At 37.4% G+C, this 11,193-nt stretch carries 15 protein-coding genes and 1 rRNA gene; 2 read left to right on the forward strand and 14 right to left on the reverse strand.

What is annotated here, in order from left to right:
• Together BM350_RS25330 and BM350_RS25335 are read right to left on the reverse strand one after the other, a co-directional pair.
• Positions 1–240 (reverse strand): 16S ribosomal RNA (locus BM350_RS25330); the annotation flags it as partial.
• 219 nt (positions 241–459) lie between these two features.
• Entirely contained in the window at positions 460–678 is a 219-nt protein-coding gene (locus tag BM350_RS25335) for a hypothetical protein (RefSeq protein ID WP_090920402.1), read from the reverse strand.
• A 136-nt stretch (positions 679–814) separates the two neighbouring features.
• On the opposite strand from BM350_RS25335, the gene pdaB reads away from it, so the two are divergent.
• Positions 815–1,579, forward strand: a complete 765-nt coding sequence (gene pdaB / locus BM350_RS25340; protein WP_090920405.1) for a polysaccharide deacetylase family sporulation protein PdaB — start codon at positions 815–817, stop codon at positions 1,577–1,579.
• Positions 1,580–1,623: 44 nt separating this feature from the next.
• Here the strand turns inward: pdaB and BM350_RS25345 are convergent, their stop codons facing one another.
• Entirely contained in the window at positions 1,624–2,226 is a 603-nt protein-coding gene (locus tag BM350_RS25345) for a KinB-signaling pathway activation protein (protein WP_090920408.1), read from the reverse strand.
• Between the two features lie 137 nt (positions 2,227–2,363).
• On the opposite strand from BM350_RS25345, the gene gerD reads away from it, so the two are divergent.
• Positions 2,364–2,972, forward strand: a complete 609-nt coding sequence (gene gerD / locus BM350_RS25350; RefSeq protein ID WP_020063205.1) for a spore germination lipoprotein GerD — start codon at positions 2,364–2,366, stop codon at positions 2,970–2,972.
• Positions 2,973–2,987: 15 nt separating this feature from the next.
• On the opposite strand, the gene BM350_RS25355 is transcribed toward gerD, so the two are convergent.
• The 11 genes from BM350_RS25355 to BM350_RS25405 form a co-directional block, all read right to left on the reverse strand.
• On the reverse strand, positions 2,988–4,049 hold the full coding sequence (locus BM350_RS25355) for an Mrp/NBP35 family ATP-binding protein (protein WP_090920411.1): 1,062 nt from the start codon (positions 4,047–4,049) through the stop codon (positions 2,988–2,990).
• 139 nt (positions 4,050–4,188) lie between these two features.
• Positions 4,189–4,902 carry an N-acetylmuramoyl-L-alanine amidase CwlD gene (gene cwlD / locus BM350_RS25360; RefSeq protein ID WP_090920414.1) on the reverse strand — a complete coding sequence of 238 codons (714 nt, stop codon included), beginning with the start codon at positions 4,900–4,902 and terminating at the stop codon, positions 4,189–4,191.
• A gap of 66 nt (positions 4,903–4,968) precedes the next feature.
• On the reverse strand, positions 4,969–5,397 hold the full coding sequence (locus BM350_RS25365; RefSeq protein ID WP_090920419.1) for a DUF2521 family protein: 429 nt from the start codon (positions 5,395–5,397) through the stop codon (positions 4,969–4,971).
• Between the two features lie 235 nt (positions 5,398–5,632).
• The gene (gene rpsI / locus BM350_RS25370) at positions 5,633–6,025 is read right to left on the reverse strand and encodes a 30S ribosomal protein S9 (RefSeq protein WP_090920423.1); all 393 of its coding nucleotides are present in this window, start codon (positions 6,023–6,025) and stop codon (positions 5,633–5,635) included.
• A gap of 21 nt (positions 6,026–6,046) precedes the next feature.
• Complete coding sequence (gene rplM, locus BM350_RS25375; RefSeq protein ID WP_090920426.1) at positions 6,047–6,484, reverse strand: 50S ribosomal protein L13; 438 nt, start codon at positions 6,482–6,484, stop codon at positions 6,047–6,049.
• Between the two features lie 155 nt (positions 6,485–6,639).
• Positions 6,640–7,383, reverse strand: coding sequence for a tRNA pseudouridine(38-40) synthase TruA (truA, locus tag BM350_RS25380; RefSeq protein ID WP_090920429.1), 744 nt, complete (start codon positions 7,381–7,383; stop codon positions 6,640–6,642).
• 14 nt (positions 7,384–7,397) lie between these two features.
• A complete protein-coding gene (locus tag BM350_RS25385) occupies positions 7,398–8,192 on the reverse strand; it encodes an energy-coupling factor transporter transmembrane component T family protein (protein WP_090920432.1) in 795 nt (264 codons plus the stop codon).
• Complete coding sequence (locus BM350_RS25390) at positions 8,180–9,061, reverse strand: energy-coupling factor ABC transporter ATP-binding protein (protein ID WP_090920435.1); 882 nt, start codon at positions 9,059–9,061, stop codon at positions 8,180–8,182. Before BM350_RS25390 ends, BM350_RS25385 begins: the two co-directional genes overlap by 13 nt.
• Positions 9,037–9,879, reverse strand: coding sequence for an energy-coupling factor ABC transporter ATP-binding protein (locus tag BM350_RS25395; RefSeq protein ID WP_090920437.1), 843 nt, complete (start codon positions 9,877–9,879; stop codon positions 9,037–9,039). Before BM350_RS25395 ends, BM350_RS25390 begins: the two co-directional genes overlap by 25 nt.
• A 112-nt stretch (positions 9,880–9,991) precedes the next feature.
• Positions 9,992–10,354, reverse strand: coding sequence for a 50S ribosomal protein L17 (gene rplQ / locus BM350_RS25400; protein ID WP_020063215.1), 363 nt, complete (start codon positions 10,352–10,354; stop codon positions 9,992–9,994).
• Positions 10,355–10,389: 35 nt separating this feature from the next.
• The coding region (locus tag BM350_RS25405; RefSeq protein ID WP_090920441.1) for a DNA-directed RNA polymerase subunit alpha at positions 10,390–11,193 on the reverse strand (804 nt) is incomplete at its 5' end.

Consider the following 11,193-nt stretch of genomic DNA (forward strand, 5'->3'; position numbering starts at 1 on the left):
TCCATCTATAAGTGACAGCCGAAGCCGCCTTTCAATTTCGCACCATGCGGTGCGAAATGTTATCCGGTATTAGCCCCGGTTTCCCGGAGTTATCCCAGTCTTATAGGCAGGTTACCTACGTGTTACTCACCCGTCCGCCGCTAACTTCTTAAGAGCAAGCTCTTAATCGGTTCGCTCGACTTGCATGTATTAGGCACGCCGCCAGCGTTCATCCTGAGCCAGGATCAAACTCTCCAATAAAGTTTGTCTAGCATCATAAATAAAAATTGACGTTTCACGTTGTTTGTTTCGTTCAGTTTTCAAAGAACTTATCCGCCGCTCAATTGCGACTTCCTTATGTTAACATCTTTGTTTTTCAATGTCAACAATGTTTTTTATTTCTTTTTTCGTGCTTGATGAATTCGTTCATCAGCGACGAATATTAATTTATCATATATAGAATCATACCGTCAATACTTTTTAATAAAAAATTCTTTTTCTCATATACCTTGTACAATCTTCAGGTGGAGCAATTTTTGTAAATAAAGTAAACAACAATTTATATCGCTCTTCCATCGTCTTTTTTACAACATGATGAATTCGTTTATCTGCAAAGTCAAATAATAACTCGTCTAGTTCTCTTTTCAATACATATTCTAGTTCCTTTTGCTCCTGCTCCGTGATCAGTAATCCAATCATTCTGTCACCTCAGCTGTTTCTTATCTACATACCGTTCATTATATCCTTTTCTTACGATGTTAATCGTTTAGTTCTCTTTTCTTCTTTTTCTGCATATAAGTAACTGAAAAGGATTGGACAAAGGGGCGGAGAAGCGATGTTTTTCTTCTTTATAACGAGTAAACATAAGTTTAAACAAATTAGTCTTATTATTGTGCTTTCCCTTTTTACGGCATGGCTACTTTTTTTAAAAACATATTCCTATCAATCAGCTTTTTCAACAGCTACTGGTCCGAAAGCAATTTATAAAGGAGACACGACAAAAAAACAAGTTTCTTTAACATTCGATATTAGTTGGGGAGATGAGAAAGCATTACCTATACTAGATACATTAAAAGAAAAAAAGATTAAAAACACCACCTTCTTCCTTTCTGCTGCGTGGGCAGAACGTCACCCTGATATTGTAGAGCGCATTATAAAAGACGGGCACGAAATTGGAAGTATGGGATACAATTACAAAGACTATACGTCTTTAGAGGCTAGCGAAATCCGAAGAGATCTCCTAAAGGCACAGGACATATTTACAAAACTTCAAGTGAAACAAGTTCAACTCCTACGCCCTCCTAATGGTAATTTTAATAAAACGGTATTAAAAATTGCTGAATCTCTTGGGTATACGGTTGTACATTGGAGCAATAACTCAAATGATTGGAAAAACCCTGGAGTCAATAAAATTGTTACAACCGTTTCAGAAAACTTGCACGAAGGAGATATTATTCTACTTCACGCTTCTGATTCAGCGCTACAAACAAATAAAGCATTGCCAATGCTGATTCAAAAATTAAAAACAGATGGATTTGAAAACATCTCTGTTTCCCAGCTCATCTCAAATACAAAAGCTAAAAGTAAAGACATAGATTAAACTCATCCTTATCCACTAAATAAAAGCTGATTCCAATATAGGAATCAGCTTTTTTGTCCTATTAAACGATGCAATATCAAAACCTGATATGCATTGCAAATGAGCAATGGAACAACCATTAAATATAACCAATTCGTATCATTAATACGTAATGCTGGAACCCATTCAATAATAGTTACAACAATCATAAAGAATAACGCTGGAACAAACGCCTTCTTGTTTGTCTCCTTGCTTTTTATGTAAGCAACGATTATTCCAAACAAAAAAAGAGCTGCGGCAACAAAAATATTCGTACCCAGTGATGCGTTCCCATTTGCAATTAATACGGAGCGTAAATATACAAAGTCAAATAATACAAACACAATTAAGAACATTTGTATTACATTCCAAAGGGTGGGAGAACGAAACATCCCCAGCCCAAATCGATGAATTGTTAGATATGCAAAGAAACCCATCTGACTGATTACACTAAAAATAAAACCGACTCCAAGCAACCAAAAAGAAACCATTAGGATTTCCTTCCCGTCGGAATTTTGAAAAAATTCATTGTACTTGTCCCACTCTAAAATAAAACCGATAAAGATTGTACTGCTTCCCCCAAGAAATAAAGTCGTCAAAAAGAGTCGTACCCAATTTCGGCTATTCACAGACATATCCCCCATTATATATATATTTCTAATTAAATTGTAACAATGTCAATTTTAAAAAGCTAGCCATCAATATGTATAAATTCTCCTAAGAGATTTATATTAAAAAGAGAAACACGTGAAAGGAGCCCTAGCTGATGAAACGGATTCTACTCATTTCGGTCTCTTTCATCCTTTTTATCGGAATCGTTGCATGCGCACAGGAAAAAGAAGCGAAATCCCAATTAGATTATGATCAAACGAAAAAAATGATTATTGATATTTTAAAAACGGATCAAGGAAAAAAAGCAATTCAAGATGTACTAACCGATGAAAAAATGAAACAAGCTCTTATTTTAGACGAATCTGTAGTAAAAAAAACGATTGAAGATACTATGATATCAGAGAAAGGGCAACAATTTTGGGAAAAAGTATTTAAAGACCCTGAGTTTGCCACTAAATTTGCAAAAAGCATCGAGAAAGAACAAACAAATTTAATGAAAACTTTATTAAAAGATCCTGATTATCAAGCTGGTGTTATAGAAATCATGAAAAATCCAGAAGTAGGAAAAATCATGATGCAAACAATGAAAAGTAAAGAGTACCGTCAATATTTACAGCAAGTCTTAACCGAAACTGCCGAAAGTCCATTATTTCAGGCAAAAATGATTGATATTATTAGTAAAGGTGTTGAAAAAGCGCAGAAAAGTGGTGGTGAACAGAAAAAAGAAGGCGGATCAGAAGAAGGCAAAAAAGAACAAAAATAACCCTCGTACTGAGGGTTATTTTTGTTTAATTGCAGCTCTCTCAATTACTTGCTGAGCAATTTGTTTATAGATTACTCCAATTTTATGATTTTCATCGTATACAGATGGAGCAAATTCTTCTGTATTCCAATCTGGTTGCTGAAGCGGAATTTGACCGAGTACTACTGTCTGCAGTTCTGTTGCTAATTTTTCCCCTCCGCCTTTTCCGAATACATATTCTTTTTCACCAGTTACTTTACTTTCGAAATAAGACATATTTTCCACAACACCAATAATCTCATGCTCTGTACGAAGTGCCATTGCGCCAGCTCTAGCTGCTACAAAAGCTGCTGTTGGATGCGGTGTTGTTACAATAACTTCTTTACATGCCGGAAGCATTGAATGCACATCTAATGCTACATCACCTGTACCAGGAGGTAAGTCTAACACTAAGTAATCTAAATCCCCCCACTCTACTTCTGTGAAGAAATGATTTAACATTTTACCAAGCATAGGACCTCTCCAAATAACAGGCGCATTATCTTCTACGAAAAATCCCATAGAAATAACTTTCACACCAAAACGTTCTACTGGAATGATTTTATCACCGCGTACAATAGGACGTTTTTCAATTCCCATCATATCCGGCACACTAAATCCGTATATATCAGCATCAACAATCCCAACCTTTTTCCCTAAACGGGCAAGAGAAATCGCCAAGTTTACAGAAACCGTTGATTTTCCAACACCGCCTTTTCCACTCGCTACTGCTAAGAAAGTTGTTTTAGCATGCGGTGATAATAAAGATTCACTCTGCTCTTCTTGCGGAGCAAATTGTAATCGTTCCTCTTCGGTAAATTCTGTAAAGCGCAATCCTACTGTCGCTGCTCCTAATTCTTTCACTAATTTTACAAGTGTTCCTTGCAGCTGCATTTGTTCCGCTGTTCCTGTTTTCACAATTGCAACTTTAATGCTAACATGTTCTTTTTCTGGTTTTACTGTAACTTCTTTAATAGCATTTGTTTCTTTTAATGTTTTATTTAGAAACGGATCTACAATCCCTTCAAGTGCTCCCATTACTTGTTCTTTCGTTACCATAATCTGTCCCGCCCCCTGTTATGAAGATAATTGAAATTAATTTCTTACGAGCATGTAATTGCCGTTAAACCGAAATAAATGCGTTTTCATTGTAAGTATAGCATATTTTCGGAAAACTCCGTTACAAAGAAACCCTCCCTTAATCGGGAGGGTTTCCTTTTTCAGTAAAGTAGCGCAAGACCCCGCGATATATAGCAGCGGAAACTTTTTGCTGATATTTCTCTGAGTTTAGTAAATATCTTTCGTTTACATTTGATAAAAAACCACCTTCAACTAATGCACCAGGTGTTTTCGCATACTTTAATAAATAAACATGAGAAATTGTTTTCGCCGAACGGTTCGTATTCTCAAGACTTGTTCGTAATTCAGCTTGAATAAATTTTGCCGCTCGTTCGTTTTCTACTAAAGAACGATAATAAAATGTTTGTGCTCCTTTTGAGCTACCACTTGGAAGGGCATTCAAATGCACACTAACAAAAAAGTCAACATCAGGCTTATTAATAATTTCTACACGTTTTTTTAAATCCTCTGCTTTACGGCGACTATATCCCTTCGTGCTTTTGTCAGCCAAATCATAATCTCCATTACGCGTTAAAATAACAAGTGCTCCTTGTTCCTGCAAATAGTCTCGTACCTTTTTAGTAATTTCTAGTGTAATATCTTTTTCAACAATATCTTCTCCGCCAACCGCTCCTCCATCTGGGCCACCATGACCAGCATCTAATACAATGATTTTTCCAGACAAAGGCAAATTCCATGCTCTCCATGATTTTGTGATTTGAAATTCCTGCTTTACTAAAAAAAAGAGTACCACCGCTGCTAACATAAAAGAAATAATCCGAATTCTTTTCATACCTTTCCTCCTCTAGCTAGTCCCTCTACTTACTTATATGGGACAAGAGGAAAGTTTATGATTTACTTAATGCAGCTTCATGCGATATCTTTTCTCACCCTTCTCATATCCTTGTTGCCACCAAGCACTAATAAAATGACGACACGATTGATACAACCGCTCATCTTCGTTTTCTTCTAAAACATTCAAAAGAATACTTGTCAAAAAATGAAACAGCATTTCTGTTAATTGAATTTCTTCATGAGATGATCTGTTTTTTACATCCAAAAGGGATTCTCCATAATACCCAAACTTACTATACCTAGCTCCTAATAAATAGGACTCAATACCCAGTTCTATACAATAATCTTCATAATGACGATGAAATGTATCCATACAAAAGCAATCACGAATATTGTCTCTGAGTTTTTGTAATGATAATTCACGCAACATTTTACGTTCATACTTCAGTTGCTTTTCTCTTTGTTTTTCTTTCAGACTTACAATAACATTCATAGTACTTAAAACCTCCCTATGTACGTATTAGTCTAAACTTCTCAGTAGGAAGCATACACAAGAAGATAGCACTAAAATATTCCAAAGAAGGGAGTGGTAAAGTGAAACTTCCATCCGTGGGGGGCCTCATCAGCCGCGTTCTCCACTAATGAAAAACTCTCACTACCCAAAAGCAGCTGGTTTAAAAACATAAAAAAACCCCAGCCAAAAGGCTGAGGTTTGAAGTTCGCAAAAATTAACGTTTTGAGAACTGAGGTGCACGACGAGCACCTTTAAGACCGTATTTTTTACGCTCTTTCATACGTGCGTCACGAGTTAATAGACCTGCACGTTTTAATGTTAAACGGTATTCTGGATCAGCTTTTAGTAAAGCGCGAGCGATACCGTGACGGATAGCACCAGCTTGACCAGTGTATCCACCGCCATGTACATTTACAAGTACATCGTAGTTACCTAAAGTTTCTGTTGCAACTAGAGGTTGTTTCACTACTTCACGTAATGCAGCAAATGGGATATAGTTTTCAAAATCACGACCGTTAATGATAACGCGTCCTTCGCCTGGAACTAGGCGTACGCGTGCTACTGAACTCTTACGACGTCCAGTACCATTGTATTGTACCTGTGCCAAAGTAAGCCCTCCTTTAATTAATTATCCGCGAAGTTCGTAAACTTCTGGTTTTTGTGCTTGATGTGGATGCTCAGCTCCAGCATACACATTTAATTTTTTAGACATTTGACGTCCTAAACGTCCTTTAGGAAGCATGCCTTTAATAGCAAGCTCTAACATTTGTACAGGGTAGTTTGTACGCATTTCTAGAGCTGTTCTTTGCTTAAGTCCACCTGGGTGGTTAGTGTGACGGTAGTAAATTTTATCGTTTAATTTATTACCTGTTAAGTGAATTTTCTCAGCGTTAATAATAATTACATGATCACCCGTGTCAACGTGTGGTGTAAATGTTGGTTTGTTTTTACCACGTAAAATGGATGCTACTTCACTAGCAAGGCGACCTAAAGTTTGACCTTCAGCGTCAACCACATACCATTTACGCTCAACTTCGTTAGCTTTTGCCATAAAAGTCGTACGCATTTGTTTCCCTCCTACTCGTTATCTTTTCCATAGAAAAAATCTATTGTTTATCTTAAACACGATTTCCTTCCGGGGCTAATCGTGGTTTTAGAAACAATACCATATGTTATGATATCCTTTTGAGTTTCTAATGTCAAGCAAATGTTACACCAGGATTAGTTGTTATAGTTTACCTCCCATAAATAAAGGCCTTGCCCCGGTACCATCTTTCCAGCAAAACGGCGGTCTTGTTTTTTTAAAATGTCTGGAATGCTTTCAGGAGCAATTTTTCCTTGACCAACGCTAAGCAGCGTACCGACAATAATTCGAACCATGTTATATAAAAAACCATTTCCAACAAAGCGAAAGCTTAACTCATCGCCTTGTTCTATTAAATCTATTTCATAAATTGTTCGTACTTTATCTTTTTTATCAGTTTTTGCCGAACAAAATGAAGTAAAATCATGTGTTCCAATAAAATAAGGAATTGCGTTTCGAATAGATTCTATATCCAATGCATACGGATACTGATATACGTAATTTCTACGGAATACATCAGCTTTTTTAGATAATAATACACGATAACGATATTCTTTTTTTACAACGCCGTACCTTGCGTGAAAGTCTAACGTTTTTTTCTCAGCCTGCTGCACAGCAATATCATCTGGCAGCATTGTATTTAAAGCCGCCATCCATTGCTCTCCAGTTAATGATAGGGGTGTATCAAAATGAATAACCTGGCCTTTGGCATGAACGTTGGAATCTGTTCTTCCTGACGCTTGTACACGAACAGCTTCCCCTTTATGCACCTTTTGCAAAGCTTTCTCTATTTCTTGTTGAACAGTACGTTGATTCGGTTGAATCTGATATCCACAAAAGTTAATTCCATCATACGAAACTGTGCATTTTATTCTTTCCATATTCATACTCTCCATTACGATCGAACTAAAATTAAAATACACGCTAAACCAAATAGACTTAAAAGCGTTAATGTATCGATCCATTTCCATTCTAGCTGCCGGAATTTCGTACGATATCCGTTGCTTTGATAACCTCGTGCTTCCATAGCAATTGCCAAATCTTCTGCACGTTTAAATGCACTAATAAATAGCGGTACAAGTAACGAGATAATCGCCTTCACCCTGTCTTTCATTGGACCGCCTGCAAAGTCTATACCACGGGAAGCTTGTGCTTTCATAATTTTACTTGTTTCATCCATCAAAGTTGGAATAAAGCGCAAAGAAATAGACATCATAAGTGCGATTTCGTGAACAGGAACTTTTATACGTTTTAAAGGATGCAGCAGTGTCTCCATGCCATCTGTAATTTCAATTGGTGTTGTCGTTAATGTTAATAAGGTCGTCATTAAAATAATGACCAAAAAACGAATAGAAATATAAATTCCCTGCTCCAAACCTTTCTCATATATAGAAAACCATCCAAATTGAACGAGTACAGCACCTTCTTTTGTTGTAAAAATGTGCAGAAAAAACGTGAATAAAAAAATCCATAAAATAGGTTTTAGCCCAGAAAGAATATAACGAATCGGCACTTTTGCAAAAAACAAAGCAATGAGTGCATACAAAAATAGCAAGCCGTATGAAATTGCATTATTTGCTAAAAATACAACAAATACATATAAAAAGACCATTAACAGTTTTGTACGAGGATCCAATCTATGAATAGCAGATTCTCCCGGAATGTACCTTCCAATAATTAACTGCTGCATGATGAATCCCCACCTTTTCTAAACAGTTGTATGACTTCATCTGCTAAATCTTCTAAAGACAAGGTGGCTTTCGGTATAGAAATGCCTAATTTCTCTTCAATTTCTCGCTTATACTTTAGCGACATCGGAAGAGATACACCAATTTGTTCAAGCTCATCTGCATGCGTAAAGACTTCCTCTGATGTTCCTTGCAAAAAGACCGTTCCTTTATGCATCACAACAATGTTGTCTGCATATTTTGCAGCATCCTCCATATTATGTGTCACAAGAATCACCGTAAGATTTTTTTGCTTGTGAAGATGATAAAACATCTCCATAAGTTCATTTTGTCCCTTAGGATCAAGTCCTGCTGTTGGTTCATCTAACACTAATACCTCAGGCTCCATCGCGAGTACACCTGCTATAGCAACGCGTCTCATTTGTCCACCGCTTAATTCAAACGGAGATCGTTCTAATAGCTCCTCTGGTAGCCCAACTAACCGAATGGCATCTTTTGCCTTTTGTTTTGCCGCTGCTTCAGATACACCAAAGTTTAAAGGCCCAAAGCAAATATCCTTTTCTACCGTTTCTTCAAATAATTGATGCTCTGGAAATTGAAAAACAACCCCTACTTTTTTTCGAAGAGGCTTTAACTTCTTCGCTTTCTTTTGAGAAGAAATTCTATATTCCCCAATTTGAACAGTACCAGTCGTTGGTTGTAATAAGCCATTTAAATGTTGAATCATCGTTGACTTACCCGATCCCGTATGACCGATAATCGCATAATAACCACCACTAGGAAGCGAAATATCTATATCGTAAAGGGCTCGTTTTTCAAATGGGGTTTTATATTGATAACGATGCTCTACTTTTTGGAATGTAATCTCCAAAGTTCGCTCACCAAACTTTCCATTGTAAGATGCATTGATTGTATAGGAATTTTATTGCTTTTCAATAATTCTGCCATTTTCACTGAAAATGGTACGTCTAAACCGATTTCTTGCAGCATTTCCGGTGATTGAAAAATTTGTTCAGGTGTTCCCTCTTCTAGTAATTCTCCGCGATTTAAAATAATAATACGATCTGACTGCGCTGCTTCTTCTAAGTCGTGAGTAATCGAAAGAACTGTAATTCCCTTCGTACGAACAAGGTCTCTTACCGTTTCTACCACTTCTTTACGGCCTTGGGGATCAAGCATAGATGTTGCCTCGTCTAATACTAAAATAGACGGCTGGAGTGCTAATACGCCTGCAATTGCAACGCGCTGCTTTTGTCCACCCGATAAGTAGTGAGGTTCTTCATTTTGGAATTCTTCCATTCGAACGAGCTCCAAAGCGTGTTTCATACGTTCTACCATTAGTTCTCTTGGCATTCCAGCATTCTCAAGCCCAAAGACAACATCATCCTGTACAGTTGTTCCGACAAATTGATTATCTGGATTTTGAAAAACCATTCCAATCTGCTTACGAATATCCCATACAGTTTCTTCTGATAAAACAAGTGTTCCATTTACAGTAATTGTTCCTCCTGATGGTAAAAACAAGCCATTTAATAACTTTGCAAGCGTTGATTTCCCTGACCCATTCTGTCCAATAATAGATACCCACTCTCCTTCATATAAGGAGAGTGAAACGTCACGCAGGGCGTAAGAAGCAGCTTGAGGATATTGAAATGATATGTTCTCAGCACGAAGCTTCTCTTTTTTCACTTGTGGACACCCTCTTCCATTATTCAGCCAAATAAACGTTTTCTTCTATACTTAAAAAAAAAGGGCCATGACCAGTTACTTAAAAAGTACTGTCCTGCCCTTTTGCTTGACATTATACTAACTCGATAATTACCATTGGTGCAGCGTCACCGCGACGTGGACCAATTTTTGCAATACGAGTGTATCCGCCTTGACGCTCAGCATAGCGTGGAGCTACATCAGCGAATAATTTTTGTAATGCATCTTGACCAGTCTCAGCATTAGCAACTTCATTACGAATGTAAGCAGCTGCTTGACGACGAGCATGAAGATCTCCGCGTTTACCTAAAGTGATCATTTTTTCCACTACAGAACGAAGTTCTTTTGCACGAGTTTCTGTCGTTTGGATGCGCTCATTGATAATTAAATCAGTAGCTAAGTCACGTAACATAGCTTTACGTTGCGCACTTGTACGGCCTAATTTTCTGTATGCCATTCGTAGTTCCCTCCTTCGTTGATGAATTTAAATCCTCAGTCGTCTTTACGTAAGCCTAAACCTAATTCTTCCAGCTTATGCTTAACTTCTTCTAAAGATTTACGTCCTAAGTTACGAACTTTCATCATATCTTCTTCAGTTTTATTCGCAAGCTCTTGTACAGTGTTAATACCTGCACGTTTTAGGCAATTATAAGAACGAACAGAAAGATCAAGTTCTTCAATTGTCATTTCTAGAACTTTTTCTTTTTGATCTTCTTCCTTTTCGACCATAATCTCAGCATTTTGTGCTTCGTCAGTTAAACCAACAAAGATGTTTAAATGCTCTGTTAAGATTTTGGCACCTAAAGAGATAGCTTCTTTTGGCCCGATGCTTCCATCCGTCCATACATCAAGCGTAAGCTTATCATAATTTGCCACTTGTCCAACACGTGTCTTTTCCACTTGGTAAGTCACACGTGATACTGGAGTATAAATAGAATCAATAGGAATTACACCTATTGGTTGATCCTCGCTCTTATTTGCATCAGCTGGCGTATACCCACGGCCACGCTTTGCAGTTAAACGCACGCGGAAATGCGCATCCTTTGCTAACGTCGCAATGTATAAATCTGGATTTAAGATTTCAACATCACTATCGTGAGTAATATCAGCAGCTGTGACAACACCTTCGCCCTGTACATCGATTTCGAGTGTCTTCTCTTCTTCAGAGTAGATTTTGAGAGCTAACTTTTTCAAGTTTAAGATGATCGTTGTAACATCTTCTACTACACCCTCAACTGTCGAAAATTCGTGTAATACGCCATCAATTTGGATGGCAGTAACAGCGGCACCAGGGAG

It is taken from the genome of Bacillus sp. 103mf (genome assembly GCF_900116295.1).
Lineage (GTDB): Bacteria > Bacillota > Bacilli > Bacillales > Bacillaceae_G > Bacillus_A > Bacillus_A bruguierae.

Bases quoted from the DNA above. Each gene is read 5' to 3' on its own strand.
- BM350_RS25385 (WP_090920432.1), bottom strand. From the start codon at position 8,192: ATGCAGCAGTTAATTATTGGAAGGTACATTCCGGGAGAATCTGCTATT.
- gerD (WP_020063205.1), top strand. From the start codon at position 2,364: ATGAAACGGATTCTACTCATTTCGGTCTCTTTCATCCTTTTTATCGGA.
- BM350_RS25335 (WP_090920402.1), bottom strand. From the start codon at position 678: ATGATTGGATTACTGATCACGGAGCAGGAGCAAAAGGAACTAGAATAT.
- BM350_RS25355 (WP_090920411.1), bottom strand. From the start codon at position 4,049: ATGGTAACGAAAGAACAAGTAATGGGAGCACTTGAAGGGATTGTAGAT.
- truA (WP_090920429.1), bottom strand. From the start codon at position 7,383: ATGGAAAGAATAAAATGCACAGTTTCGTATGATGGAATTAACTTTTGT.
- pdaB (WP_090920405.1), top strand. From the start codon at position 815: ATGTTTTTCTTCTTTATAACGAGTAAACATAAGTTTAAACAAATTAGT.
- cwlD (WP_090920414.1), bottom strand. From the start codon at position 4,902: ATGAAAAGAATTCGGATTATTTCTTTTATGTTAGCAGCGGTGGTACTC.
- BM350_RS25365 (WP_090920419.1), bottom strand. From the start codon at position 5,397: ATGAATGTTATTGTAAGTCTGAAAGAAAAACAAAGAGAAAAGCAACTG.
- rplM (WP_090920426.1), bottom strand. From the start codon at position 6,484: ATGCGTACGACTTTTATGGCAAAAGCTAACGAAGTTGAGCGTAAATGG.
- rplQ (WP_020063215.1), bottom strand. From the start codon at position 10,354: ATGGCATACAGAAAATTAGGCCGTACAAGTGCGCAACGTAAAGCTATG.